Origin of the sequence: Falsiroseomonas sp. (assembly GCF_041690465.1) — a bacterium.
Lineage (GTDB): Bacteria > Pseudomonadota > Alphaproteobacteria > Acetobacterales > Acetobacteraceae > Falsiroseomonas.
The window spans coordinates 161571-188043 of the sequence record NZ_JAWLHG010000001.1 but is presented as its reverse complement, the minus strand read 5'-3'; the positions used below and the strand labels follow the sequence as shown (position 1 = coordinate 188043).

Below are 26473 nucleotides of genomic sequence, written 5' to 3'. Positions count from 1 at the left end.
TTCAACCAGAACGCGTACGCGCATGGCCTGCCACGGGGCGACGATCCCGATCGGGGAGCACAGGTCATGGCCGTCTGGATCAACGAGTTCCACTACGACAATGACGGGACCGATACCGGCGAGTTCGTCGAGGTCGCCGGCACGGCCGGCACCGACCTCGCCGGCTGGTCGCTGGTCCTCTACAACGGGAACGGCGGCACATCCTACGACACGCGGAGCCTCAGCGGCGTCATCGCCAACCAGTCAGGCGGCTTCGGTACGGTATCCTTCAGCTATCCTTCCAACGGGATCCAGAACGGCTCGCCGGACGGCATCGCGCTGGTGGACGATACCGGCGCGCTCGTCCAGTTCCTCAGCTATGAGGGCAGCCTCGTCGGCGTCGGCGGCGCGGCGGATGGCGTGGCCAGCACGGATATCGGCATTTCGCAGGCCAGCAACACGCCCATCGGCTTCTCGCTGCACCTGATCGGCACCGGCGACGAGTATGCGGACTTCGCCTGGGCCGCGACCGGCGACAACAGCCCCGGCAGCGTGAATGCCGGCCAGAGCTTCGCCGCGGCCGTGGTCATGCCGGTGATCAACGAGTTCAGCTTCAGCACGACCGGCACGGACGTCGAGTACGTCGAGGTGAAGGGCGCGCCGAGCACGGATCTCTCGTCGCTCTATCTGCTCCAGATCGAAGGCGATGCGGGGACCAGCGCCGGCACCGTGGAGAGCGTGTTGCGGGTCGGCACGACGGATGCGGCGGGCTACTGGCTCGGGAACGTCGTCGCCAACACCTACGAGAACGGCACCGTCACGCTGCTGCTGGTGTCCGACTGGACCGGCACCGTCGGCACCGACCTCGACACCGACAATGACGGCGTGCTCGATGTCACGCCCTGGACCGCGATCACCGACGGCATCGCGGTGAATGACGGCGGCGCGGGCGACCTGACCTATGGCGCGCCGGTGCTGACCGCCAGCTATGACGGCCTGCCCTTCGCGCCCGGCGGCGCCAGCCGCATCCCGGAGGGCGCCGACACCGACGCCGCCGGCGACTGGATGCGCAACGACTTCGACCTGGCGGGCATCGCCGGCTTCGCCGGCACGCCGGTGGTGGGCGAGGCACTGAACACGCCCGGCGCCCCGAACCAGGCCTATGCGCCGCCCGTCGGCGAAAGCGTCTCCATTGACGACGTCTCCGTCGCCGAGGGCGATGCCGGCACGGCGCTGCTGACCTTCACCGTCAGCCGCACCGGCAACACCGGCGCCTTCAGCGTGGACTTCGCCACCTCCGACGGCACCGCGACCACGGCGGACAGCGACTACGCGGCCGGGTTCGGCACGCTCGACTTCGCCGCCGGCGGTGCCCTGAGTCGGCAGGTTTCCATCACCATCAACGGCGACACCACGGTGGAGCCGGACGAGACCTTCACCGTCACCCTCGCCAACCTGGTCAACACCACGGGCACGACCACGCTGCTGGACGCCAGCGGCACCGGCACCATCCTCAACGACGACGCCGCGCTGACCCTGATCCACGCGATCCAGGGCGCGGGCGCCGCGAGCCCGCTGGCCGGCCAGACCGTCACGGTCGAGGCCATCGTGGTCGGCGACTTCCAGAACGGCGACGCCGATGCGCGGCGCGACCTGCAGGGCTTCTACCTGCAGGAGGAGGATGCCGAAGCCGACGGCAATGCGCTGACTTCGGAAGGCATCTTCGTCTTCCAGGGCAGCGCCATCGGCGATGTCGCGGTCGGCGACCGCGTGCGGGTCACCGGCACGGTGTCGGAGTATTTCGGCCTGACGCAGCTCAACGCCGCCAGCATCAGTGTCGTCAACGCCGCGAACCCGCTGCCCAACGCCGTCCAGATCCTGCTGCCCGCCGCCGCGACGACGCTGAGCCAGAACGGCGATGTACAGCCCGACCTCGAAGCCTATGAGGGGATGCGGGTCACCTTCCCGCAGACCTTGACCGTCACCGAGCAGTTCCAGCTCGACCGGTTCAACGAGATCAAGCTCGTCGCCGGCGACCGCCCGGCGCAGTTCACCCAGGAGAACGCGCCGAGCACCGCCGGCTACCAGGCCTCGCTGATCGAGGTGGGCGCGCGGACCATCACCTATGACGACGGGCTGAATGTCCAGAATGCGCTGATCGGCAACCTCGACGGATTCGGGCCGACCTACGCCACCGCAAATGCGCCGCGCATGGGCGATACCGTCACCGGTCTGACCGGCGTCCTCGACTACCAGTGGGCGGGCAATGCGACCAGCGGCGCCACCTGGCGCCTGCGCGCAACCGAGGACGGCGCCAACACCTTCGACGAAGGCAATCCGCGCCCTGATGCGCCGCCCGAACTCGGCGGCACGCTGACGGTCGCCTCCTTCAATGTGCTCAATTTCTTCACGACCCTGAACGCTGGCGGCGCCGTCACGGCGGCCGGCTTCCAGCCACGCGGCGCGAACAGCCTCGGGGAGTTCGACCGGCAGGCGGAAAAGCTGCTCACCACGCTCGACCTGCTCGGGGCCGAAGTCATCGGCCTGATCGAGCTGGAGAACGATTTCCAGCCCGGCTCCTCCGGCAACGCCATCGAATTCATCGTCGAGGGCCTCAACGCGATCGAAGGCACCGATGTCTGGTCCTGGGTGAACCCCGACACGCAGTTCGTCGGCAGCGACGCCATCGCGGTCGGGCTGATCTACCGCAACGACGCGGTGCAGCTCGCCGGCGGGACCACGATCTCCATCCTCGACAGCGGGCTGATCGCGGAGTCCGGCCGCGCCCCGATCGCCGCGAGCTTCGAGGATCTGGCCAGCGGCGAGGTCTTCACCGTCACGGTGAACCACTTCAAGTCGAAGGGCTCCGCCGCCACCTTGCCCGGCGATGCCGACCAGGGTGATGGCCAGGCCCTGTCGAACGCCACGCGCGTGCAGCAGGCGCAGGAGCTGCTGGCCTGGCTCGCCACCGACCCGACCGGCGCGAACGACCAGGACGTGCTGATCATCGGCGACCTCAACGCCTATGCGATGGAAGACCCCATCCAGGTGCTGAAGAATGGCGGCTACGTGAACCTGGAGCAGCCCGGCGAGTATTCCTACGTCTTCGACGGGCTGACCGGCTCGCTCGACCATGCGCTGGCCTCGGCCGCGCTCGCGGCGAAGGTCGCCGGCGCGGCGCCTTGGTACATCAACGCCGACGAGGCCGACGCGCTCGACTACAATCTCGATTTCGGCCGCGACCCCGCGATCTTCGACGGCACCGTGCCCTTCCGCGCATCGGACCACGATCCGCTGCTGGTGGCCCTGGACTTCGGCCCCGCCGGCGAGCTGCTGGTGTTCGGCGGCGACGACGACTCGGTGGAGGGCGGCGCCGGCAACGACACCATCTTCGGCCGCGGCGGCAACGACACGCTGGATGGCGGTGCCGGCCAGGATGCCCTGGTGGGCGGCCCGGGTGACGATTTCTACCGCGTGGACGACCCGCTCGATGTCGCCACCGAGGGCGTCGCTCGCGGGGCCGATACCGTCTCCGGCACGGTGTCCTTCAAGCTCCGCCCGAACATGGAAGCCGGCGTGCTCGAGGGCAGCGACGCGCTGGACCTCAAGGGCAATGGCGGCGACAACCTGCTGATCGGCAATGCCGGTGCAAACTTCCTGATCGCCTATGACGGCGCCGACACGCTCGATGGCGGCGAGGGCGGCGACCGCCTGCGCGGCGACGGCGGCGCCGACAGCCTGCTCGGCGGCCTCGGCGAGGACACGATGCTGGGCGGGTCGGGTGCCGACACGCTGGATGGCGGCGCCGGGCGTGACCGTCTGATAGGCGGGGACGACGCCGACCTGTTCCTGCTCAGCGCCGTCCCCCCGAGCTTCGCCGAGTCCGACATCATCATCGATTTCACCCTCGGCGTGGATCGTATCGGCATTCTCGGCGCGGCCTTCGATGCTTCGCTGGCGCCCGGCACGCTCGACCCCTCCCGCTTCCTCGCGAACCTCAGCGGTCAGGCGGCGACGCCCGGCCTCGGCACTTTCATCTTCGAGACCGACAACGGCCGGCTCTGGTGGGACGATGACGGCGCCGGCGACGGGGCGCGCGACCTCGTCGCCATCCTGCGCGGCGGCGTGACGCTCGGCGCCGGCGACATCCTGGTCGTCTGACGCAGGGCTGCGCTTCGCACAAGGCAGTATCGCGCCGGGGCGCGCGGGCCTAGCGTCCCGCCCCCGTGAGCCCGCGCGATATCATCCCGGAACCGGCTGCCGCCCCAGCCGCGCAGGCGAAGGCCCGGCCGCCGATCTGGCTGCTGGTGGCGATGATCGGCCTCGGGCCCTTCACCATGCAGATCATCGTGCCTTCGCTGCCGGCGATGGCGCGCGACCTCGGCGCCAGCATCGCCACCATCCAGCTGACGGTCACGCTCTACCTGGTGGCGGTCGGGGTGGGGCAGCTGGTCTATGGGCCCCTGTCGGATCGTTTCGGGCGGCGGCCGCTGCTGATGGGCGGGCTCGCGCTCTACGCGGTGGCCAGCCTCGGCGCGGCGCTGGCGGTGGGCGTCGTCGGCGTCGTCATCGCGCGCGTCCTGCAGGCGATCGGCGCCTGCGCCGGCGTGGTGCTGGCGCGCGCGGTGATCCGCGACGTCTGGCCGCGCGACCAGGCGGCGAGCGTGCTCGGCTACGTCACCATGGGCATGACCATCTCGCCGATGCTCGCGCCGGTGATCGGCAGCCTGCTGGAGGAGAGTTTCGGCTGGCGCGCCGGCATGCTCGCCTGCCTGGCCTTCGCGCTGCCGCTGGCCGCGGTTTGCTGGACGCGGCTGCCGGAGACGCTGCCGGCGCCGCAGCAACTGCCCGGGCTGGTGGCGATCTGGAGGGCGTATCGCAGCCTCTGGGCGATCCCGGCGTTCCGCAGCTATTCCACGGTGACGGCCTGCGCCACCGGCGTGTTCTTCGCCTTCCTCGGCGGCGCGCCCTATGTGGTGGTGCAGGGCATGGGCTATTCGCCCGTGACCTTCGCCATCGCCTTCGCCACCACCTCCATCGCCTTTGCCGCCGGCAACTGGATCGCCGGGCGCTACGCGACCCGGCTGGGGACGGTGCGGCTGCTCACGATCGGCGTGTGGCTCTGCACCGGCGGCGCGCTGCTGGCGGCGGTGGTGCTGGTGGCGTTCCCGCCGCACCTGCTCTCCTTCTTCCTGCCGATGGCGGTGGTCGCCATCGGCAACGGCATGACGCAGCCGAGCTCGATCGCCGGCGCGCTGAGCGCCCGGCCGCAGCTGGCGGGCACCGCGTCCGCGCTGCTCGGCGCGATGCAGATGTGCTTCGGCGCGCTGCTGACCTTCATCGTCGGGCTGGTGGAGTTCGGCAGCGGGCTCGGCACCACGCTGACCATGGCCGCGACCGGCATCGGCACCGCGTTCGCCCTGCGCGGGGCCCGGCGCCTCGGCGTGTGAAGCCGATGGCGGCCTTCAGCGCCCCGCCTGCTCCGCCGGGCGGCGGATCAGCACGCTGATGGGCGCGATCACGACGCCGCGCTCCTCCAGCCCTGCGCTCCAGCCGGCGATCGCGGCGACCACCGAGGGCATCGGGTTGGACGCCAGTCCAAGCGCCGAGTTCTGCCGCCGCGCCAGCGCCTCCAGCTCCGCCAGCCGGCGTTCCACCTCCACCCGCACCTCGGAGGGCTCGTCCAGCAGCAGGTCCACGCTGCGTCCGAAGGCACGCGCCGGTTGGGGCGCGCCGGGGCGCGGATCCACGTAGAGCAGGCCGCGCCGGGTCAGCGCCGCCTGCAGTGTACCGAGCAGCTCGCCATTCGTCGCGAAGCGCTCGCCGCGCATGCCCCCCAGGCCACCGATCGCGCCCACCTGGCCCTGCATGCGCGAGAGCGCCCAGTTCAGCCGGTCCATGTTCTCGTTGATCGGGAGGCTGGTCAGCAGCGCGCGGTCGCCGGGATCGGCGCGCTGGCCGAAGCCGGCCGGCTCCAGCGGCAGCGCCGTCAGCAGCTCCATCCCGCGCGCGCGGGCGCGTTCCACCAGGGGCTCGGTGCGCAGCGCATAGGGGCTGAAGGCGAACGTCACCCCGCTCGGCAGGCGGCGGATCGCATCCTCGGAATAGGGGCCGTGGGCGCCCATGTTGCTGATGATGATGCCGATCCGCGGGCGCCGGTCCTCGCGGTCGAAGGGCCGGGCATAGGCGCGGATCGAGCTGCGGTTGTCCGGCCCCAGCCGCGGCACCTGGCCGTGACGCGACACTTCCAGCAGCGCGGGATCGGGCGGCGCGATCACCGGCGCCGCGATCGCCTGCGTCCCGGCCGCGGCCGCGACCAGGGGCGGCGGCTCCGGTGCGGAGGGCGGCGTCGCGGGCGGTGCCGCCGCAACCGGCGCCGAGGGGGCGACGGCGGCCGGCGGTGGCTCGGCCACCGGCGCCGCGAACGCCTCCAGGACTGGCTGCGCCGGTGCCTCCGGCGCCGGTGCCTCGGCGACCAGCGGCGGTGGTGGCGGCCCGAGCCAGGCCAGCATCGCGCCACCACCAGCCACCGCGGCCAGCAGCGCCGCCCAGAACAGCAGGAGCGCGCGCAGGCCGAACCTACCCATGCCCGCGACCTTGCCGGGGCAGGATCAGCTCAGCGCTGCGCGCGGCGCTGCGGCCCGCCTTGCGCCGCCGCCAGGTTGCGCAGGAATTGCACGGCCTGCTGCAGCTGGTGGTCGGTTTCCGGCTTGGTCGGGTCGAAGGCGGGCGCGTCCTCGGCCGGGGCCCGCACCACCCGCTCCTGCACGCCGGCCGGCAGGTTCATCGGCGGCAGCGGCACCGGCGCGGCCTGCTGCTGCGCCTGGCCGTTGTCGTTGCGCAACGCGCGGCGCAACTCCGCTTCGCCACGCTGGGCGACGGCGGGGGCGTTCGGGTCGGGCCGCGCCGCCAGCACCTCGATGTCCGGCTCGATGCCCGTCGCCTGGATGGAGCGGCCGGAGGGCGTGTAGTAGCGCGCCGTGGTCAGCCGGATCGCGCCGTTCCCGGGGATCGGCATCACGGTCTGCACGCTGCCCTTGCCGAAGGTCTTGACGCCCATCACCACCGCGCGGCGGTGGTCCTGCAGCGCGCCGGCCACGATCTCGGAGGCGCTGGCGGAGCCGGCATTGACCAGCACGACCATCGGCAGGCCCTGGGCGATGTCGCCCGCCCGCGCATTCCAGCGCTGCGCATCGCCCTCGCGGCGGGCGCGGGTGCTGACGATCTCGCCCTGGTCGAGGAAATCGTCCGAAACCTGCACCGCCTGGTCGAGCAGCCCGCCCGGGTTGTTGCGCAGGTCGAGGATCAGGCCGCGCAGGTTGCCGCCGGCCTGCTGGCGCATGGTGCTGACGGCGCGGCGCAGAGCGGCCTCGGTCTGCTCGTTGAAGGCGGAGAGGCGGACATAGGCGATGTCGTTGCCCTCCAGCCGGAAGCGGGCGACCTGCGGGCGGATCACGTCGCGCGTCAGGCTGATCTCGAGTGGCGTGCGCTCGCCCTCGCGGCGGATCGTCAGCTTGATCGTGGTGCCGCGCTCGCCACGCATCTGCTCGACCGCCTCCTGCAGGGTCAGGCCCTGGGTGGACTGGCCGTTGAGGTGGGTGATCAGGTCGCCCGGCTTCACCCCGGCGCGCGCCGCCGGCGTGTCGTCGATCGGGGAGATCACCTTGACGTAGCCGTTCTCCTGCGTGACCTCGATGCCGAGGCCGCCGAACTCGCCGCGCGTCTGCACCTGCATGTCGCGGAAGTTGCGCGGGTTCATGTAGGAGCTGTGCGGGTCGAGGCCCTGCAGCATGCCGTTGATCGCCGCCTCGATCACCTCGCGGTCGCTCACCGGCTCCACGTATTCCGCGCGGATGCGCTCGAACACGTCGCCGAACAGGTTGAGCAGGCGATAGGTCTCCGCCCGCCCGCCATCCTGCGCCCAGGCCTGGATGCCCGGCACCGCGATCATCGGCCCGACCACCGCCCCGGCGAGGAATGCGCCCCCCACCGCGCCCAGGGTGCGCAGTCGCCAGCGACGTTGCCGTTCTGGCGCGGCCATCGCCGCACCCAGCCGCGGCACGCGGCCGTCGCCCTTGGAACCGTCCTGTCCAGACATGCCGCTCATGCGACCACCCGATTTCTGGGCCGGCACCCGGAAGCGCCAGCCTGCCCAACTTCAATCCGGGCCGGAGACCCGAAGACGCAACCCTTAGAGCATATCCGCACCGGCGGGCCATGCCCTTCCGGTAACCTGCCCTAACCCCGTGCGGCGAACCAAGGCCGCGGATCCACTGGCTGCCCGTTGCGCCGCAACTCCACATAGAGCGAAGCGCCGCCGCCGCCAGTGCCGGCAAGGACCCCGACCGGCTCCCCCGCGAGCAGGCGCCTGCCCGCCGCGGTGTCGAGCCGGTCCAGGCCGGCCAGCACAAAATGGTACCCTCTGCCGCAATCCACAATCAACAAGAGGCCGTAGGAACGGAACGGCGCCGCATAGACCGCCCGTCCGGCACAGGGCGAAACCACGCGCGCCCCCGCCGCGGCCGCGAAGGTCAGGCCGCGATGCGGGCCGCCGGGGCCGGATTCGCCCCAGTTCGTCGCCACCCGCCCGGCCACCGGCAGGGCGCGCCCGCCGCGCGAGGGCGTGGGGATCGCCGCTTCCTCGCGCGACGGGCCGGCACGGCGCCTCGCCTGCTCCGCCAGGCGCTGTTCGCGGGCTTCCTCGGCCCGGCGGCGGGCCTCGGCGGCGGCCCGGGCGGCGGCGGAGGCGCGCTCGGCGGCCTCCCGCCGAGTCTGCTCGCGCTCAAGCCGGCGCAGCGCCTCGGCCAGGTCACGCGCCTGGGCGGCGGCAGCCTGGGCCCGCTCGGCGGTCTTGTCCTCGGCCTCGGCAGCCTCGGCGTACAGGCGGCGGGCCTCGGCGAGTTCCGCCTCCAGCGCCGCTTCGGCGGCACGGGCCTCCTGCTCGGCCTCGGCCAGGGCAGCGGCCTCCCGCTCGGCCAGCGCCAGGGCTCGGCCGGCCTCGGACTGCGCGGCGCGGAGCGCGGCGGCCTCCTCCTCCAGGCGGCGGACCATGCCGCGCAGCACCAGCGCGCCGCGCAACGCTTCCTCCGGTTCGGCAGGCACGGCGAGAACCGTCTCGGCCGGCCACATCTGCAGCCGCAGCATCACCGGCAGCAGCGGGCGCAACGCTTCGGCGCGCGCGCGGACCTCGGCGGCGGCCTCGGCACCGGCATTGCGGGCGGCTTCGGCGCGCGCCTGCGCGGCCTGCACCTCCGCCTCCGCCGCCAGCGCGCGCTGCGCCGCCTCCACCCGGCGGTTGGCGAGCCGCACCTCCTCCTCGGCGAGGCGCCGCGCCGCCGCAGCCGCCGCCTCGGCCGCCTCGCGCCGCTCCCGCGCGACCTCCTCGGCCTGCCGCAGGTCACGGGCGGACTGGGCGGTGGCGGCGGCGGGGGCGAGGAGGAGTGCTGCGGCGAGAAGGGCGATCACGGGGGCCTCAGGCCCCCCGGCCGGGGCCAGGGGGCAGCGCCCCCTGCTCGCCCTACCCACCCGCGGCCCCCTCGCCGCCCCGCAGCAGCGACCGTCCGGTCATCGCCGGTGGCTGTGGCAGGCCGAGCAGGGCGAGCAGGGTCGGCGCCAGGTCGGCCAGGCGGCCATCGGCGAGCGTCGCGCCGGGCGGGCCGCCGGCCAGCAGGACGGGGACGGGGTTGGTGGTGTGGGCGGTGTGCGGGCCGCCGGTGGCGGGGTCGCGCATCATCTCGCAATTGCCGTGGTCGGCGGTGACGAGCAGCGCGCCGCCCTGGGCGCGGATCGCCTCCGCGATCTGGCCGAGGCCGGCATCCACCGTCTCCACCGCCTTGATCGCCGCGGGCAGGCTGCCGGTGTGGCCGACCATGTCGGGGTTGGCGAAGTTCAGCACGATCAGGTCGTAGCGGCCGGAGCGGATCGCCTCCACCGCCTTGGCCGTCAGCTCGGGCGCCGACATCTCCGGCTGCAGGTCGTAGGTGGCGACCTTGGGGGAGGGCACCATGATGCGGTCCTCGCCGGGATAGACCGCTTCCTCGCCGCCATTCAGGAAGTAGGTGACGTGCGGGTATTTCTCGGTCTCCGCCATGCGGAGCTGCGTCAGCCCTGCCTTGCTGACGACCTCGCCCAGGATGTCGGCCATGGAGTCCGACGGGAACAGCGTCAGCAGGAAGGGGTTCAGCGCGGCACTGTATTCCGTCATCCCGGCGGCGGCGCTGAAGCGGATGGTCGGCTCGGCCGCGAAGCCGTCGAAGGAGGGATCGAGCAGGGCGGTGAGGATCTGCCGCACCCGGTCGGCGCGGAAGTTGAAGCAGAGCAGCCCGTCGCCGTCGCGCATCCCGCGGTAATCGCCGATCGCGGCCGGCAGGATGAACTCGTCGGACTGCCCGGCCTGGTGCGCGGCTTCGATGGCGGAGTGCGCGGTCTCGAACCGTGGCGCGCGCGCGGCGACTATGAGGTCGTAGGCCTTCTGCACGCGCTCCCAGCGCCTGTCGCGATCCATCGCGTAGTAGCGGCCGCAGACGGTGGCGACCTTCGCGCCGGCCGGCAGCGCGGCCTCGAAGCGGGCGAGGTACTCGGGCGCGGCGTTGGGTGGCGTGTCGCGGCCGTCGGTCCAGGCATGCACCAGCACCTCTAGCCCCTGGGCGGTGGCGGCGCAGGCCAGCGCGACGGCGTGGTCCTGGTGGCTGTGCACGCCGCCGGGCGAGAGCAGCCCGGCCAGATGGAGCTTCCCGCCGGCGGCCTTCACCTTGTCGAACAGCGCGGTCAGCCCCGGCAGGGTGGCGATCGCATTGCTTTCGCAGGCGGCATCGATCCGCACGAGGTCCTGCATCACCACGCGCCCGGCGCCGATGTTGAGGTGGCCGACCTCGGAATTGCCCATCTGGCCCTCGGGCAGGCCGACATCGCGGCCGGAGGTGCGCAGGAAGGCGTGCGGGCCGTTGGACCAGAGGGCGTCGAAGGCGGGCGTCCTCGCCTGCCTCACGGCGTTGTCCGCCACCTCCTCCCGCCAGCCCCAGCCGTCCAGGATCACCAGCATGACGGGACGGCGGGCGGGCTTCGGCATGGTGTCTCGGGTTCCGTGGCGGGGCGCGGGGAGCTAGCCGCGCCCGCCAGCCCGGGTCAACCGCGCGATGCGGCGCGCAAGGGCTCGACCGCGCGAGGGGTCAACCGGTGCGCGCGGCGCGCAGTTCCCGTACCTCCGCCCGCAGCGCCCGGATCTCGGCCAGCACGGTCTGCGCGTCGAGATGCGCTTCCGACCGCGCCGCCTCGAGCGCCGGCGCCTCGCGCTGGGCGCGCAGCGTCTGGATGCTGTCCACGATCACGCCGATGAACAGGTTCAGCACGACGAAGGTGGCGACCAGGATGAAGGGCACGAAGAACAGCCAGGCCAGCGGCTGCTGCTCCAGGATCGGGCGGACATTGGCCTCCGCCCAGCTTTCCAGCGTCATCATCTGGAACAGGGTGAACAGGCTGGCGCCGAGCGAGCCGAAGCGTTCCGGCGCCAGCTCACCGTAGAGCTTCGTCGCCATCACCGCGAAGACGTAGAAGATCAGCGCCATCAGCAGCACGATGCTGCCCATCCCCGGCAGCGCCTTCAGCATCGCCTCCACCACCAGCCGCATCGAGGGCACGATGCTGATCAGCCGCAGCACGCGCAGCACGCGCAGTGCCCGCAGCACGGAGAGCGGGCCGGTCGCCGGCACCCAGGCGATCGCCACCACCAGCAGGTCGAAGATGCCCCAGGGGTCGCGGAAGAAGCGGCCGCGGAAGGCGTAGATGCGCAGCGCGATCTCCGCCGTGAACAGCGCCAGCAGCACGCGATCCGTGAAGTACAGCAGCCCGCCCATCGCCGCCATGACGCTGCCCGAGGTCTCGAGCCCGAGCGTCACGGCATTGAGCAGGATCAGCCCGATGACGGCGGACTGGAACGGGGCCGAGAGCACCAGCCGCGCGGTGCGCGCGCGGAGGGTTTCGGCCGCATCGGCCGAGGTGAGGACTTCCTGCATGGGATCCCGGGCTTGTTTCTTCGTGTTGGCGGCGCAGGGAATGGCGCCGCCGCAACGAGGTTTCAAGCCTCGGAAGGCGTCACCCCAGGATCAGCGCCGGCACGCCGAAGACGCCGCGGTGGAAGTGCAGCAGCGCGGCCCAGAGCACGAAGCCCACCACCGGCGGCATCCAGCCGATCTCGCCGAGCGCCAGCCGGTTGCGGCCCGACAGGATGGCGCCGAAGGGGAGGATGGAGGTCTTTGCCGCGAAGCCGCGCCAGGCTTCCGGGTTGCGCCGGGCGAGCTTGGCGTCGATCGAGGGCATGCCCGCCAGCGCGGTGACCAGGAAGGCGCCGAAGAACACCAGGCTCGCGGTGTCGCCATTGCCCAGCACATGCACCAGGCCCCAGATCGCGAAGGACCACAGCATCGGGTGGCGCGTCACCCGCTGGATGCCGCGCGGCTCCTCGCCGAGCCCCTTGTTCCCCACGGCGGTCGGGTTGCGCTTGTGGCTGGCCATGAACAGCACGAAGGCCGGCAGCATCAGGAAGGCGAGGATCCAGCGCAGCCAGTCCGGCGCGGCCCAGAGAAAGCTGGTCTCGGCCTCCCGCCAGGCCAGCACCAGCAGCAGGATCGAGACCACCGAGGCGACCGAGAAGGCGATCATGAACCGCCCCTCGCCCAGCCGCGCCACCGCCGCGTCGCGCAGCCGCGTGCCGGAGAGGCCGATATGGATGAACACCCAGAGCAGGGCGGCGAGGACGAGCAGGACCATGCGGGCGGTCTCCGACGGGGACGGCCGAGCCTGCCGCGCGCCGCCGCGTCACGCAATCGCGGCCAGCGCCTCCCGCTGCCGCACGGCGAGCTGGTGGAGCGGCGGGAGCTCGCCGTACTCGGCCGTATAGGCGGCCAGCTCCTCGGCCTGGGTGGCGGCCGGGTCGGCACTGAAGCGCAGCGTGAAGCAGAGCAGGCGGAAGCGCCGGCGCAGCGCCTCGGAGGCGGAAAAGGCCTTGCCCACCGGGTGCTCCGCGACGTCGGCGCGCACCGGGCCCAGCGACGCCCAGAGCGAGATGAAGTCCACCCGGAAATCCTCGGCGGCGCCGACATAGAGCAGGCCCAGCGGATCCTCGCCGGTGGCGCGGCCGATGCGCATCATGTTGTAGGGATGCCAGCACAGCGCGGCGCCGGGCTTGTGCGCGTGGACGCGGTAGGTGCCCCCGTAACTACCGCAGGCGAGCGCAAGTTCGTTGATGTCCCGCCACACTTTTTCCTGTTCGAGGAGACAATAGTAGTCAACCTGCATTCTTTGAATCCCGTAATCCGGACAGCCATGACATGCCATGCGGCCGGCGGCAGGTCCGGTAAAAAATCGTAATGAACCTTTTGCGAGACGCAAGTGTGGCGCTTGGCGGCCCCGTGCCGGCGATGCGGCCGGATCGGTCGCGCCCCGCGGGGTATCGTATCAGTCCGGCCGCCAGGCGCGGTGATAGGGATGGTTCGCCCGGATCGCCTGCGCCCGGTAGAGCTGCTCGGCGAGCATCCCGCGCACCAGGAAATGCGGCCAGGTCATCGGCCCGAGCGAGAGCCGGTGCTCTGCCCGCGCCAGCACCGCCGGATCCAGCCCCTCCGCACCGCCGATCAGGAAGGCGAGCGACCGGCCGGAGCCGGCCCAGCGTTCCAGCAGGGCGGCGAAGGCCTCGCTGCCCGGCGCCTCCCCGCCCAGGTCCATCGCCACCGCAAGCGCACCCTGCGGCAGCGCGGCGAGCAGTGCCGCGCCTTCCCGCCGCCGGACCTCCGCGGGGCTGCCGCGCGCCTCGGCGATCTCCGCCACCAGCGGCGGCGGGCGCAGGCGCGCGGCGTAGTGCTCGAACAGCGCGCGCTCGGGGCCGGGCTTCAGCCGGCCGACGGCGAGGATCGAGACCGGCCTATTCGTCGTCGTCTTCCGTGGCGGTCGAGCCGCCGATGCCGTCATCGGGCAGCGGGGTGCGGTCGGGCTCGGCGGCCGGGCTCTCGGGGCCCCACATCCGCTCCAGCCCGTAGAGGCCGCGCGCTTCCGGCTTGAACAGGTGCACCACCAGGTCGCCGGCGTCGATCAGCACCCAGTCGGGCGAGCCCTGGATGGCGTCGCGCCGGAGCTTCAGGCCTTCCTTCTCGAACGCTTCCTGCAGATGCGTGGCCATCGCCTGGATCTGCCGGTCCGCCAGGCCGGTGGCGATCACCAGCCGGTCGGCATAGTCGGCACGACCGGTGACATCGAGGACCAGGACGTTCTCCGCCTTGTCGTCCTCCAGGCTCTTGCGGGCCGCCTCGACCAGGCGGTCGAGCAGGGCCGGGGCGACCTTCGGCTTGCGTTCGCGGGCGGGGCGCACCGGGCGCGGGGCGGCCGGTGCGGCATCGCGCGGGGCGGCAGGCGCGGCATCGCGCCGGGCGGCGGCGCTGGCCGAGGCCTTGAGCTGCGGCGTCGCCCGTGCCGGTGCGCGCTTCGCGGCCGGCTTCGGCGCGGCCTTCGGCTTCGCGGCGGGCTTGGCAGCGGGCTTGCCAGCGGGCTTGGCAGCGGGTCGGGACGCCGCGGCGCCAGGCGCCTTCGCCTTCGGCGCCGGCTTTGTCTTGGGCGCGCTGGGCTTCGTCGTGCCGGCCTTCGGCGCGGCCGCCTTGCCGGTGCCAGGCCTGGTGGCGCCGGACCGGGTCGTTGCTGTCCTGGTCGTCCCCGCCTTGGCCGGCGCACGGCGCGGCTTCGGGGCGTCCTCGGATGCCTTGGGGGTGCGCGCGATAGCCGCCTCCTGTCGATTCCTGCATCTCACCTAGCAGCCGCAGCGGCGGCCCGCATCCGCACCGGTTCCGCAGCGATGCGGGGAAGCCGCCGGCGCGGCCCAGGCGCCACACCGGCCACCGGCTTCGTCCCCTGGCCTGCTTCCCCTTGCGACGCCCGGATCGCCGTGGCGGATGCCGGATGCTCCGCGGTGGAGATGAAGGTCCAGGGCGCGTGGCCCTCCGCCGGTTCTGCCCGCGACGCCCCAGCCAGCAACGCCGCCGGGCGGCGACGGTGCCGCGCCAGGCGATGCGCAGCCTTGCCGGCCAGGGCGCGCCGGGTCCAGCCGGGGCGCGGCAGCACCGCGATCGGTGTCGCCGCCGCCAGCCGTGTCCAGCCCTGCCAGCGCGGCAACTGCACCAGGTTGTCGGCGCCGATCACGAAGACGAAGCGCGCCCGCGGGAAGCGCCGGCGCAGCGCCGCCAGCGTGTCGAGCGTGTAGCGGGTGCCGAGCGACGCCTCGATGTCGGTGGCGATGATCCGCCAGCCATCGGCGATCGCCCGGGCCGAGGCCAAGCGTTGCGCCAGCGGCGCCATCCCCGCGCGCGGCTTCAGCGGATTGCCCGGCGAGACCAGCAGCCACACCTCGTCCAGCCGCAACGCGCGGCGCACCGCTTCGGCGACATGGCGATGGCCGGCATGGGCCGGGTTGAAGCTGCCGCCGAGCAGCCCGATGCGCCGCCGCCGGCGGTCGCCCCTGTGGTTGAGCGTCACCGGAAGCGCACATCCACCTGCAACGGCTGCGGCGCCAGCCCCTCATAGGTCACGCGATAGCTCTGCCCCGCCGCGACCGGCAGCGGCGGCGAGAAGCCGCCGAGCGAGACGTATTCGCCGCCGCGCAGCGTGCGCCCGCGCGCCTTCAGCTCCTCCACCAGCCAGGCGACGGCGTTGAGCGGATGGCCGAGCAAGGCCCGGCCGGGCGCGCGCGCCAGCTCGCGCGGGGGCGCGCTGGCATCGGTTCCCGACAGCGTGATGGTCATGGCGGCGAGTCGCGCCGCGAATTCGGCCGTCGCCTCGGCCGGGATCTCCTCGCCCAGCACGCCGTGGCGCGCGCCGATGTTGATCGCGACGATCAGCGGCGCGGACCAGGGGGCGTCCGGCGGATAGACCAGGTCGGCCAGCTCGATGAAGGGGATCACCGCCTCGATGTGGCGCAGCAGCGCGACGTGGTCGCTGCCGGCGGTGTTGATGCCCTCGTCGCGGATGCGGACCAGCAGGTCGCTTTCGATGATCGGCAGGATGCCGAAGCGGGCGGGGAGTTCGGCGCCCGACCGGTCGCGGATGGTGCCGTGGAAGATCGCGCCGGCGACCGGCTGGTTCACGCCGAAGCGGCGCTGCGCGGCGGGGTTGGTGAGGCCCACCTTCCAGCCGACGCGGTCGCCGAAGGGCTGCGCCAGCACCGCCACCAGCCGCTCCTGCGCGCAGACCGCATCGGCCATGGAGAGGTCCGCCGGCAGCTGCGGCGGGGCGGTACGGTCGAGAAAGGCGCGGGCGAAGCGCGCCACCTCCGGCACCGAGGGGCAGGCGGCGGCGGCCGGCAACGGCCCCAGCAGGGCGCCCATGCACAGCGCAGCCAGTATCCGGCGCATTCCGTCCTCCCGTTCGGTCGGCGCCATCCTGCCACGGGATCGCGCCGTCCGGGGAGGGCGGAAACGGACGGGTCAGGGCGAGGGCCGGCCGCCGGTCGCGCCGTGCACGTCGCCGCTGGTGTAGCTCGCCTCCGGCGAGGCCAGCAGGACGTAGGTGTGCGCCAGCTCCACCGGCTGGCCGGGACGGCCGAGCGGCGTCTGCGACCCGAAGCTGACCACCTCGTCCGGCGGCTGCCCGCCGGAGGGCTGCAGCGGCGTCCAGAACGGGCCGGGTGCGACGGCATTCACCCGGATGCCCTTCTCCGCCACCTGCTTCGCCAGCGCCCGGGTGAAGGCGATGATCGCCGACTTGGTCATCGAGTAGTCCAGCAGCAGCGAAGGCGGGTCATAGGCCACCACCGAGGCGGTATTGATGATCGTGCTGCCGGTCGGCATGTGCGGCAGCGCCGCCTTGGTCAGCCAGAACATCGCATAGAGGTTCGTCTTCATCGTCGCGTCGAATTGCTCGGTGGTGATGTCGGCGATGGAAGGCTGCGCGGTCTGCCGCGCCGCGTTGTTCACCAGGATGTCGAGCCCGCCGAGCTCGTCCACCGCGCGCTGCACCAGCCGGTTGCAGAAGGCTTCCTCCCGAAGGTCGCCCGGGATCGGCACCGCCTTGCGCCCGGCCTGGCGGATCAGCTCCACCACGTCGCGCGCATCTTCCTCCTCCTGCTCGAGGTAGTTGAAGGCGACGTCGGCGCCCTCCCGCGCATAGGCGATGGCGGCGGCGCGGCCGATGCCGGAATCGCCACCGGTGATCAGTGCGCGCCGTCCCGTCAGCCTGCCGGCGCCGCGATAGCTGGTCTCGCCATGGTCGGGCTGCGGCTGCATGCGGGCGGCGAGGCCGGGCCAGGGCTGCTGCTGGCGCGGGAAGGGCGGCCGCGGATACTCGCCGCGCGGATCGCCGAGGTCGCGCCGCTGCGCCTGCTGGCCTTGCTGCTGCTGCTGCTGCTGCTGTTGTTGCTGCGCCTGGGCGAGCACCGCCGGCGCGGCGACCGCGCCGCCGACGCCGCCGAGCACCGCGCGGCGCGACGTGTTGTGGCTGTCCTGCGACATCTGCGATCCTTCCTGCGTGAAGCAGGCGGAAAGCGAGGGCCGCCACGGGGTTCCGACCGGAATCGTGTCTTCCGGCGCTCGCCGCAGGTCAGGGTCGGGTCTGACCCGTGCCGATCACCTGGTAGCGGTACGTGCAGAGCTGCTCCAGCCCGACCGGGCCGCGCGCATGCAGCCTTCCGGTGGCGATGCCGATCTCGGCGCCGAAGCCGAACTCGCCGCCGTCGCAGAACTGGGTGGAGGCGTTCCACATCCCGACCGCGGAGCCGAGCCGATCAAGGAAATGCCGCGCCGCCGCTGCGTCCTGCGTCACGATCGCCTCGGTATGCTCGCTGCCGTAGCGGCGGATGTGGTCGAGCGCGTCGTCCACGCCATCCACCAGTTTCACGCTCAGGATCGCATCGAGCCATTCGGTGCGGAAATCGGCATCCGTCGCGGCATCGAGGTCCGGCACGATCGCCCGCGCGCGAGCATCGGCGCGGAAGGCGCAGCCCAGTGCGCGCAGGTCGGCGACGATCGCCGGCAGCAGCGCGGGCGCGATGGCGGCATCCATCAGCAGCGTCTCGGTGGCGCCGCAGATGCCGGTGCGGCGCATCTTCGCATTCGCCACCAGGCTGCGCGCCATCGCATGGTCCGCGGCCGCGTGGACATAGGTGTGGCAGAGCCCCTCGGCATGGGCGAGGACGGGCACGCGCGCCTCCTCCATCACTCGCGTGACCAGGCCCTTGCCGCCGCGCGGCACGATCAGGTCGATCAGCCCCGCCGCGCGCAGCATCGCCGCGACGAAGCCGCGATCGGCGGTGGGCGCGACGGCGACCGCCGCCTCCGGCAGGCCGGCGCCGCGCAGGCCATCGAGGATGCAGGCATGGATGGCGAGCGCGCTGCGCAGGCTCTCGCTGCCGCCGCGCAGGATGACCGCGCTGCCCGCCTTGAGGCAGAGCCCGGCGGCATCGGCGGTGACGTTGGGGCGGCTCTCGTAGATCATGCCGACCACGCCGATCGGCTGCGCCACGCGGCGGATCACCAGGCCGTTCGGGCGCGTCCACTCGCTCAGCGTCCGGCCGACCGGATCGGGCAGCGCCGCGATCTCCTCCAGCCCCGTCGCCATCGCCTCGATGCGCGAAGGCGTGAGCGTCAGCCGGTCGCGGAACGCGTCGGTCAGCCCCGTCGCGGCGGCAAGATCCTCGGCGTTCGCGGCCAGCACCGCACCGGCGCGGCGGCGCAGCGCCGCGGCGGCGCCGGCGAGTGCCGCATCCTTCTGCGGTCGCGGCGCGGCGGCGAGCGCATGCGCGGCCTCGCGCGCATCGCGCGCGGCGCTGTCCAGCAGGCGGGAAACCTCGTCGGCGAGGGCGGTCATCGGGCTGTCCTCCGGCGGCAGAGGTAGCCCTTGCCGCCGGCCAAGGGAAGCTTCAGCCGGCGATCAGCGCGGCGGTGTGGCGGGCGATCATGCGTTCCTCGTCCGTCGGCACCACCCAGGCCTCGAGCGCGCTGCGATCGGCGCTGATGTGCGGGCCGTGGCGCGCATTGGCGTCCTCGTCCAGGTCGAGGCCGAGCCAGCCGCAGCCCTCGGCGATGCGCGCGCGAACCGGCGCGGCGTTCTCGCCCACCCCGGCGGTGAAGACGATCCCGTCCAGCCCGCCCATCGCTGCCGCCAGCGAGGCGACCTGCCGCGCCGCGTGGTGGCAGAATACCTCGACGGCGAAGGCTGCGCGCGGATCCTTGCTCGCTAGCAGGTCGCGGAAGTCGGAGGAGATGCCGCCCGACAGCCCGAGCATCCCGGAGCGGCGGTACAGCAGGTCCTGCACCGCCTGCGCGTCCATCCCCTTCTGCTGCAGCAGGTGCAGCACCACGCCCGCATCCAGCGCACCGCAGCGCGTGCCCATCGGCAGCCCATCTAGCGCCGTGAAGCCCATGGTGGTGGCGACCGAGACGCCGCCGCGCATGGCGCAGGCCGAGGCGCCGTTGCCGAGATGCAGCACCACGCAGCGTCCGGCGGCGAGGCGCGGCGAGAGCGCCGGCAGCGCGCCGGCGATGTATTCGTAGGACAGGCCGTGGAAGCCGTAGCGGCGGATGCCCTCCTCGAACATCGCGAGCGGCAGCGCGAAGGCTTGCGCGACATCCGGCGCGCTGCGATGGAAGGCGGTGTCGAAACAGGCGACCTGCGGCAACGCGGGATCGAGCGCCGTCGCGGCACGGATCGGCGCCAGGTTGTGCGGCTCGTGCAGCGGCGCCAGCGGGATCAGCGCCTCCAGCTCCGCCACCAGCGCTGGCGTCACGCGCTCCGGCCGCGCATGGCGCAGCCCGCCATGCACCACGCGATGGCCGAGCGCATCCAGTCGCCGCCCGCCCAGCCTCTCCCGCAGCCAGGCGAAGAGCGCGGGCATCACCGCCGCCGGGCTCTTCGGCGTCGGGCCGAGCGGCGGCGGGGCGATCGGCTCGCCCGCCGCGCCCTTCGCACGTGCCGCGGGCCGCACGCCGATGCCGTCCACCTGCGCCGAGAGCAGCCGCGCCTCGCCTTCGAACAGCGCGAACTTCACCGAGGAGGAGCCGGCGTTCACCACGCCGACCAGCGGCGCACGGGGTTGAGGGGCCAGGCCGGCTTGCATGCCCCGAGCCTACCGCAACCGCACCGTTCAACCCAACAGGCGCAGCAGCATGCGCAGCGCGATGGCCAGCAGGCAGGCCGCGAAGAGGCGCCGCAGCAGGCGCAAGGGCAGGCGCGGGGCCAGCCGTGCCGCCCAGGGCGCGACCAGGAAGGCCGGCACCGTAAGTGCCACCAGCGGCACCGGCGTCACATAGCCGAGCGTGCCCGCCGGCAGCGCCATGTTGCCGAGGCCGCTCCACACGAAGGCCAGCGTGGCCGGCAGCGCCACCGCAATGTTGAACACCGCCCCCGCGCCGATCACGCGCACGAGAGGCACCGAGAACAGCGCCAGTGTCGGCCCGCTCAGCGTGCCGCCGCCGACGCCGAGCGCCGCCGCCAGGGTGCCGACCAGCGCCGGCGGCAGGGCGGAGAGCGGTGGCGGCGGCTGACGCTCCGCCAGCGCCGCGCGCTCGCCGGCCAGCAGCGAGAGGCCGAGCAGCAGCGCAACCAGCGCGAAGACGCCGACCAGCAGCGCCGGCGCGACGATGCGCACGAGCAGCAGCCCTGCCGCCGTGCCGGCCAGCATGGGCGGCAACCAGCCGCGCAGCAGCGCGCCGTCCACCCGCCCTGCCCGCGCATGCGCCCGCGCAGCGGAAACCGAAGCCAGCAACACGGCGGCATGCGCGGTGCCGATCGCCAATGGCGTTCGCACCTCCGCGGCAATGCCCTCCGCGGCGAAGACCTCGAGCAGCACGGGCACGATCACCACGCCACCGCCGATGCCGAGCAGCCCGCCGAGGATGCCGGCGCCCAGGCCGGCTGCCAGCAGCGCCGAGAGAACGCCGAATCCAGGCAGGTGGAAGGGGAGAAGGTCCAGCATGACGGGGCCTCGGACGCTGCCACGCACGGCCCGGCCTGACAACGTTTGCCGGGCCCCTGAAGGAGGTGCAGCGAACCGCACCGCGCCCGAACCGTTGGCTCGCAGGCCGGGGAGGGAGGTGGATGTTCGACACGGCGCTCGGGCGCATCAATGAACTCGCGCAGTTCGGCCTGATCCTGCTGCCTGGCCTGGTGCTGGGGCTGCTGGTGCTCGGTGCGTTCGCGCTGCTGGCCCGCGGGGTGCGCAGCGGGCTGTCGCGCGCGCCGGGGCTGCGGGCGCGATCGCCGGGGCTGGCGCTGGTGCTCGGGCGGATCAGCGGCGGCATCGTCGTGCTGCTCGGCGTGCTGGTGGCGGCGGCGATCGCCTTCCCGTCGATCGGCGCCGGCGACCTGTTCGGCGTGCTGGGCATCAGCGGCGTCGCCATCGGCTTCGCCTTCCGCGACATCCTGCAGAACCTGCTGGCCGGGATCCTGCTGCTGCTGACCCAGCCCTTCCGCCTCGGCGACCAGATCCGCACCGGCGAGTTCGAAGGCACGGTCGAGGACATCCAGATCCGCGCCACCACCATCCGCACCTACGACAACCGTCGCGCCGTGATCCCCAACGCCGACCTCTTCGCCGGGAAGGTGCTGGTCGCCACCGCCTATGATCGCCGGCGGCTGACGCTGCGCCACGGCATCGGCATGGGCGACGACATCGCCGAGGCGAAGCGCGTGATCGCCGAGGCGGCGCGCGGCGCGGAAGGCGTGCTGGCGCAGCCGCCGCCGGTGGTGCGCGTGGCGGAGATCGGCGACTTCGCGGTGCAGCTCGACCTCTTCGTCTGGATCGACCCGCCGCATCGGGTGGAGGCGCTGGACGTCACCGACCATGTCTTCGAAGCGACAAAGGCGGCGCTCGCCCGCGCCGGCATCGACATGCCCTTCCCGACGCATCAGGTGCTGCTGCACGACCAGACCGAGGAGACCGACGGCGACCGTGCGCGCCAGCGCGAAGGCTGGCCCGCCCGCGGCCGGCCCCCGCGGCCGCGCTGGCGGGCCGATCGGCAGGCGGAGCGCGCGCCGTGAACGGCGCCTGGCTGCGGCAGTTCTGGGCCGACCTGCTCTCCCGCTTCTGGCTGCGCCCGGCGGTGATGACGCTGGCTGCGATCCTGCTGGCGCAGGGGCTGGTGATGGTTGAGGGCGTGCGCCTGCCGGCGTGGCTGGAATCCTGGGTTTATGCCGGTGGCATCTCCGGCGCGCGCGGCGTGCTTGGCGCGATCGCGGGTGCGAGCATCGGCGTGGCGGGGACGATGTTCTCCATCACCGTCGCGGCGCTGACGCTGGCGACGCAGCAGATGGGGCCGCGGCTGCTCGGCAACTTCACGCGCGACGCCGGCAACCAGTATGCGCTCGGCACCTTCGTGGCCACCTTCGCCTTCTCGCTGGTGGCGCTGCGTTCGGTGCACGAGGCGGAGAACGGCGCCTTCGTGCCGCAGCTCGCCGTCTCGACGGCACTGCTGCTGGCCGGCGCCTGCGTGGCGATGCTGGTCTGGTTCATCCACCACGTCGCCAGTTCCATCAACCTGGACCGCGTGGTGGCGCTGGTGGAGGCCGATCTGTCCGCCGCGCTGCACGCCCTGCCGGAGCGCGGTGACGGCGCGCCGGTGCCGCCGGCTGGCGGCGATCCTGCCGGTCCGGCCGCACCGCTCCGCGCCCGCGGCAGCGGCTACCTGCGCGTGCTGGACGATGCTGCGCTGGCGGATTGGGCAGAGGGCGCCGGTGCGGTGCTGCGCTTCGCCGTGCGGCCCGGCGGCTTCGTCTTCCCCGGCAGCACCGTGGGCGAGGTGACGCCGGCGGCCTTGCGCGAGGAAGCCGAGGCGGCGCTGGCCTCGGCCATGTCGCTCGGCAACACGCGCAACGTGGAGCAGGACCTGGAATTCGCGGTGCGCCAGATGGTGGAGATCGGCATGCGCGCGCTTTCCAGCGGCATCAACGATCCCTTCAGCGCGGTGAACGTGCTCGACCACCTCGGCGCCTCGCTGTGCGAGGCGGCGCGGCGCGAGTTCCCGGACGGCATCACCTGGCGCGACGGCGTGGCGCGGGTCAGCCGGCCGACCACCGACTATGCCGGCCTGGTGGATGCGATGTTCCACATGCTGCGCCAGTCGGCCGCCGACCAGCCGGCCGTGATGATCCGGCTTATCGAGGTGATCGGCGCCGTCGCGGGGGTGGAGCACGATCCGGCGCGCCGCGCGGTGCTGCGCCGCCACCTGGACCTGGCGCACGATGCCGCGCTGGCGGGCTGCGATGACCCCAGTGTGCGTGCGGCGGTGGCCGAGCGCGCCGATGCAGCGTCGCGCGCGCTCAGCCAGGACGCGCGGCTGGCCGACGCCGCGTAAGCGCGCTCGGCCGGGCGGCGCGCCGCCCGGCCTGGTCGGTCAGCGCGTCGGGGCCGTGCGGGTGCCCGAGGAGCCGCTGCCGGACGACGAGCCGCCGCTGCCGGACGCGCCGGTGCCGCTGCTGCCGCCGCTCTGCGTCGTGCTGCCCGGCATGCTGCCGGAGGTTTGCGCACCGCCGGCGGGCGGGTTGATCATCATCATGACGGTGTTCCCGTCCTGCGTGCGCGCCTGCACGAGATAGGCGGCGTCCACGATCTGCACGTTCGTGAAGCCGGCGCGCTCGAGCTGCTGACGAAGCTGCTGCTGGCTCATCGCCTGCTGCTGCGACATGCCCTGGCTCTGCCCCTGGCCCTGGCTCTGAGTCGTGCTCTGGCTCGAGCCCTGCGCCTGGGTGGAGGCGCCAGGACGCTGGGTGGTGCCGCTGCCGGTGGAGCCCTGTGCGAAGGCGGGCCCGGCGAGGGCGGCGCCGAGCAGGGCGGTGAGGATCAGCTTACCGTTCATGCAACGCTCTCCTGGATCGTTTGAATGTGGGGGGGTGTGCGCCGGCCGGCGCTGCGCGCGGGCCAGCGTCGCCGCCGGTGTCCCGGTGCCGACCCGCGCCACGTGGTGCGCATCGCCCGAAGCCGTGATTCCGTGGCGCTACCTAGCGATTCGCCGGAAACCGATGCGTGGTGAGGCGTTCCCTTGCCGGCGCCCGGGCTGGCCGTGGCGCGGGAGACGTCGCACCGTGCGGATCGGTTCGGCCCCGGGCCGCGCGCCGCGCGGGGCCGGTCGGCCACTGGCTTGGTATCTCGGCCTGCTCTGCGCCACGCTGCTCATGCCGCTGCTGGCGCTGGAGGTGTTTCTCCTCGCCGACATCGCGCGGTCCGAGCGCGCACGTCATCAGGTGGAAGCGCGCGACGCGGCGCGGCGGATCGCCGTCTCGCTCGACCGCGGGCTGGCGACGCTCGGCGCCGTGGCGGAGGTGCTGGCCTCCTCCGACCATCTGGGCGAGGGCGACGTGGCGGGCTTCCAGGCGCGCATCCGGCTGCTGCCGCGCGGCAGGGAGATGCACATCGTCTTGCGCGACGCCGCCGGGCGGATCCTGCTCGCCACCGACGGGGCGGGCGAGGCGGCGCGCGACCCGCTGACGGAGCAGGCGGCGCGCAGCACCGGGCGGCCGCATTTCTCCGGCCTGCTGCACACCGGAGAGCCCGGCGCCTTCGCGTTCGCCGTGACCGTCGCGGTACCGGAACGCGGGGTCGCGCGCGGCTGGCTGCTGAGCCTCGGCATGCCGGTCGCCGAGCTCGACCGGCTGCTGGCCCGCGAGGGGCTGCCGGCCGACCTCACCGCGACCGTGACCGACCGTGAGGGCGCCGTCCTGGCGCGCAGCCGCGATGCGGCGCGGCTGGTCGGCACGCGCCGCGCCGGTGCGGTGCCGGCGACATCCGAGGGCTGGCAGCGCGGCAGGGATGCCGATGGCGAGCCGATCGTGATGGCCTTCGCGCGCAGCGAGATCGCCGGCTGGACCGCCTGGGCCTTCATGCCCGAACGCGCCTTCACCGCGCCGCTGCGCCGCTCGCTCGCGATCGCCGCGCTCGTCGCGCTGCTGTTCGCCGGCCTCGCATCGCTGCTCGCGCTGCTCTTCGCGCATCGCATCACCCGGCCGATCTCGGCGCTCGCCGAGGCCGCGGCGCGCGGCGCGGATGCGGCGCCGGCGACACCGGTGCGGGAGGTGAATGCGCTGGCCGAGGCCTATGCCGCCGCGCGCACGGAGATGCAGCGCCTGCGTGATGCGCAGGCGGCGATGCGCCACGTGGCGCGGCTGAACGAGATGGGAACGCTGGCCGCCGCGCTGGCGCATGAGATCAACCAGCCGCTGACCGCCGCCTCCACCTTCTCCGCCGCGGCGCTCAGGCTCCTGGGCGACGCCGCCGCGCGCGACCCCGCGCTTGAGCCGGCGCGCGAGGCGATGCAGGAGGCGGCGGGGCAGGCCGTCCAGGCCGGCCGCATCGTGCGCCGGCTGCGCGATTTCACCGCCGCGTCGGATGGCGAACGGCGGGCGACCGACCTCAACCACCTGGTGCGGGAGGCGGTGATGCTGGCGCTGGCCGATGCGCGGCAGCGCGGCATCTCGCTGCGCTTCGACCCCGCCGCGGAGCTGCCGCCGGTGGTGCTGGACCGCGTGCAGATCGGCCAGGTGCTGGTCAACCTGGTGCGCAACGCGGTGGAGGCGATGGACGAGACGTCGCGACGCGACCTGCTGATCGCGACGCGCCGCGCGGCGCCGGGTTTCGTGGAGGTCGAGGTCGCCGATACCGGGGCGGGCGTCGCGGCCGAGGTCCGCACCCGGCTCTTCGCGGCGTTCAACACCACCAAACCCGGCGGAATGGGCATCGGGCTGGCGATCTCGCGCGGCATTGTGGAGGAACATGGCGGACGTCTCTCCTGGGCGCCGAACCCGGGCGGCGGCAGCGTGTTCCGTTTCACGTTGCCAGTGGGTGCGATGGACGACGCACCCGCGCAGGTCGAGGAGGGCACGCGTGCAGGTTGAGCCGGGCTGCGCAACGCATTGCGCCTATGTGGTGGATGACGGCCCCGCCGTGCGGCGGTCGCTGACGCTGCTGCTGCGCTCGGCAGGCTACGATGTCGAGACCTTCGACGGCGGCGAGGCCTTCCTGCAGGCCGCCACTGCGGGGCTGCCCTTCGGCTGCGTGCTGCTCGACGTGCGGATGCCGGGGCTCGACGGGCTGTCCGTGCAGCGCGCATTGACGGAGCGGCGGCTGCCGCATCCGGTGATCGTGATCTCCGCCCATGGCGACGTGCCGCTGGCAGTGCAGGCGATGAAGGCCGGCGCCTGCGACTTCATCGAGAAACCCTTCGACGGCGAGGACATCCTGCACGCGGTCGAAACGGCGCTCGAACGCGGCAGCGCCGCGCAGGCGGAGGCGCGCGAGGCGGCCGAGGCGGTGGCGCGCATCGCATGCCTCTCGGCGCGGGAGGCCGAGGTGCTGCAGGGCCTGGTGGCCGGCCGGCAGAACAAGGTGATCGCGCAGCACCTCGGCATCAGCCCGCGCACGGTGGAGATCCATCGCGGCAACCTGATGGGCAAGCTCGGTGCGCGCAGCCTGCCGGAAGCGGTGCGCATGGCGCTCGCCGCCGGCGTGAAGCCCGAGATGGCGGCGCAGTGAGCG

Annotated in this window: 23 protein-coding genes; 7 read left to right on the top strand and 16 right to left on the bottom strand. The window is 73.1% G+C overall.

Annotation, left to right across the window (positions count from 1 at the left end):
* The first annotated feature begins 66 nt into the window (after positions 1-66).
* Together ACESM1_RS00885 and ACESM1_RS00880 are read left to right on the top strand one after the other, a co-directional pair.
* Positions 67-4140 carry an ExeM/NucH family extracellular endonuclease gene (locus tag ACESM1_RS00885; RefSeq protein WP_372616859.1) on the top strand — a complete coding sequence of 1358 codons (4074 nt, stop codon included), beginning with the start codon at positions 67-69 and terminating at the stop codon, positions 4138-4140.
* 65 nt (positions 4141-4205) lie between these two features.
* Positions 4206-5429, top strand: a complete 1224-nt coding sequence (locus ACESM1_RS00880) for a multidrug effflux MFS transporter (RefSeq protein WP_372616857.1) — start codon at positions 4206-4208, stop codon at positions 5427-5429.
* Between the two features lie 15 nt (positions 5430-5444).
* Here the strand turns inward: ACESM1_RS00880 and ACESM1_RS00875 are convergent, their stop codons facing one another.
* From ACESM1_RS00875 to rsfS, 9 genes are all read right to left on the bottom strand, one after another.
* On the bottom strand, positions 5445-6566 hold the full coding sequence (locus ACESM1_RS00875; RefSeq protein ID WP_372616856.1) for a divergent polysaccharide deacetylase family protein: 1122 nt from the start codon (positions 6564-6566) through the stop codon (positions 5445-5447).
* A 29-nt stretch (positions 6567-6595) separates the two neighbouring features.
* Entirely contained in the window at positions 6596-8086 is a 1491-nt protein-coding gene (locus ACESM1_RS00870) for a S41 family peptidase (RefSeq protein WP_411278352.1), read from the bottom strand.
* A 131-nt stretch (positions 8087-8217) separates the two neighbouring features.
* Positions 8218-9444: a murein hydrolase activator EnvC family protein gene (locus tag ACESM1_RS00865; protein ID WP_372616854.1), complete on the bottom strand. Its 1227-nt coding sequence runs from the start codon at positions 9442-9444 to the stop codon at positions 8218-8220.
* A 52-nt stretch (positions 9445-9496) separates the two neighbouring features.
* The gene (gene gpmI, locus ACESM1_RS00860; protein WP_372616853.1) at positions 9497-11047 is read right to left on the bottom strand and encodes a 2,3-bisphosphoglycerate-independent phosphoglycerate mutase; all 1551 of its coding nucleotides are present in this window, start codon (positions 11045-11047) and stop codon (positions 9497-9499) included.
* Between the two features lie 100 nt (positions 11048-11147).
* Positions 11148-11990 (bottom strand): ion transporter, encoded by an 843-nt coding sequence (locus tag ACESM1_RS00855; RefSeq protein ID WP_372616851.1) that lies wholly within the window; start codon positions 11988-11990, stop codon positions 11148-11150.
* 79 nt (positions 11991-12069) lie between these two features.
* Positions 12070-12744 carry an NnrU family protein gene (locus ACESM1_RS00850; protein ID WP_372616849.1) on the bottom strand — a complete coding sequence of 225 codons (675 nt, stop codon included), beginning with the start codon at positions 12742-12744 and terminating at the stop codon, positions 12070-12072.
* Positions 12745-12792: 48 nt separating this feature from the next.
* Positions 12793-13272 carry a hypothetical protein gene (locus tag ACESM1_RS00845; protein WP_372616848.1) on the bottom strand — a complete coding sequence of 160 codons (480 nt, stop codon included), beginning with the start codon at positions 13270-13272 and terminating at the stop codon, positions 12793-12795.
* Between the two features lie 159 nt (positions 13273-13431).
* Entirely contained in the window at positions 13432-13941 is a 510-nt protein-coding gene (locus ACESM1_RS00840; RefSeq protein ID WP_372616847.1) for a 23S rRNA (pseudouridine(1915)-N(3))-methyltransferase RlmH, read from the bottom strand.
* Positions 13895-14338, bottom strand: coding sequence for a ribosome silencing factor (gene rsfS / locus ACESM1_RS00835; RefSeq protein ID WP_372616845.1), 444 nt, complete (start codon positions 14336-14338; stop codon positions 13895-13897). The genes ACESM1_RS00840 and rsfS overlap by 47 nt, the downstream gene beginning before the upstream one ends.
* A gap of 79 nt (positions 14339-14417) precedes the next feature.
* Here rsfS and ACESM1_RS00830 point away from each other — a divergent pair, with 79 nt between their 5' ends.
* Positions 14418-14774 (top strand): hypothetical protein, encoded by a 357-nt coding sequence (locus ACESM1_RS00830; RefSeq protein WP_372616843.1) that lies wholly within the window; start codon positions 14418-14420, stop codon positions 14772-14774.
* On the opposite strand, the gene ACESM1_RS00825 is transcribed toward ACESM1_RS00830, so the two are convergent.
* From ACESM1_RS00825 to ACESM1_RS00800, 6 genes are all read right to left on the bottom strand, one after another.
* Positions 14767-15492, bottom strand: coding sequence for a nicotinate-nucleotide adenylyltransferase (locus ACESM1_RS00825; protein ID WP_372616841.1), 726 nt, complete (start codon positions 15490-15492; stop codon positions 14767-14769). The two genes, ACESM1_RS00830 and ACESM1_RS00825, sit on opposite strands and share 8 nt — an antisense overlap.
* The gene (locus tag ACESM1_RS00820; protein WP_372616840.1) at positions 15489-16367 is read right to left on the bottom strand and encodes a 2-keto-4-pentenoate hydratase; all 879 of its coding nucleotides are present in this window, start codon (positions 16365-16367) and stop codon (positions 15489-15491) included. The genes ACESM1_RS00825 and ACESM1_RS00820 overlap by 4 nt, the downstream gene beginning before the upstream one ends.
* Before the next feature lie 72 nt (positions 16368-16439).
* Complete coding sequence (locus tag ACESM1_RS00815; protein ID WP_372616839.1) at positions 16440-17462, bottom strand: SDR family oxidoreductase; 1023 nt, start codon at positions 17460-17462, stop codon at positions 16440-16442.
* An 88-nt stretch (positions 17463-17550) separates the two neighbouring features.
* Positions 17551-18816 (bottom strand): glutamate-5-semialdehyde dehydrogenase, encoded by a 1266-nt coding sequence (locus ACESM1_RS00810; RefSeq protein ID WP_372616838.1) that lies wholly within the window; start codon positions 18814-18816, stop codon positions 17551-17553.
* Between the two features lie 52 nt (positions 18817-18868).
* Positions 18869-20065, bottom strand: coding sequence for an acetate/propionate family kinase (locus ACESM1_RS00805; protein ID WP_372616837.1), 1197 nt, complete (start codon positions 20063-20065; stop codon positions 18869-18871).
* 27 nt (positions 20066-20092) lie between these two features.
* Complete coding sequence (locus tag ACESM1_RS00800; RefSeq protein WP_372616836.1) at positions 20093-20923, bottom strand: TSUP family transporter; 831 nt, start codon at positions 20921-20923, stop codon at positions 20093-20095.
* A gap of 122 nt (positions 20924-21045) precedes the next feature.
* Between ACESM1_RS00800 and ACESM1_RS00795 the strand changes: the two genes are divergently transcribed.
* A complete protein-coding gene (locus tag ACESM1_RS00795; RefSeq protein WP_372616835.1) occupies positions 21046-21987 on the top strand; it encodes a mechanosensitive ion channel family protein in 942 nt (313 codons plus the stop codon).
* Positions 21984-23300, top strand: a complete 1317-nt coding sequence (locus ACESM1_RS00790; protein WP_372616834.1) for a DUF2254 domain-containing protein — start codon at positions 21984-21986, stop codon at positions 23298-23300. The genes ACESM1_RS00795 and ACESM1_RS00790 overlap by 4 nt, the downstream gene beginning before the upstream one ends.
* 39 nt (positions 23301-23339) lie before the next feature.
* Here ACESM1_RS00790 and ACESM1_RS00785 read toward each other — a convergent pair whose 3' ends face one another.
* On the bottom strand, positions 23340-23801 hold the full coding sequence (locus ACESM1_RS00785) for a hypothetical protein (protein ID WP_372616833.1): 462 nt from the start codon (positions 23799-23801) through the stop codon (positions 23340-23342).
* A gap of 226 nt (positions 23802-24027) precedes the next feature.
* Between ACESM1_RS00785 and ACESM1_RS00780 the strand changes: the two genes are divergently transcribed.
* Positions 24028-25833, top strand: coding sequence for an ATP-binding protein (locus tag ACESM1_RS00780; protein ID WP_372616832.1), 1806 nt, complete (start codon positions 24028-24030; stop codon positions 25831-25833).
* Positions 25823-26470, top strand: a complete 648-nt coding sequence (locus tag ACESM1_RS00775) for a response regulator transcription factor (RefSeq protein WP_372616831.1) — start codon at positions 25823-25825, stop codon at positions 26468-26470. The genes ACESM1_RS00780 and ACESM1_RS00775 overlap by 11 nt, the downstream gene beginning before the upstream one ends.
* The last annotated feature ends 3 nt before the right edge of the window (positions 26471-26473 follow it).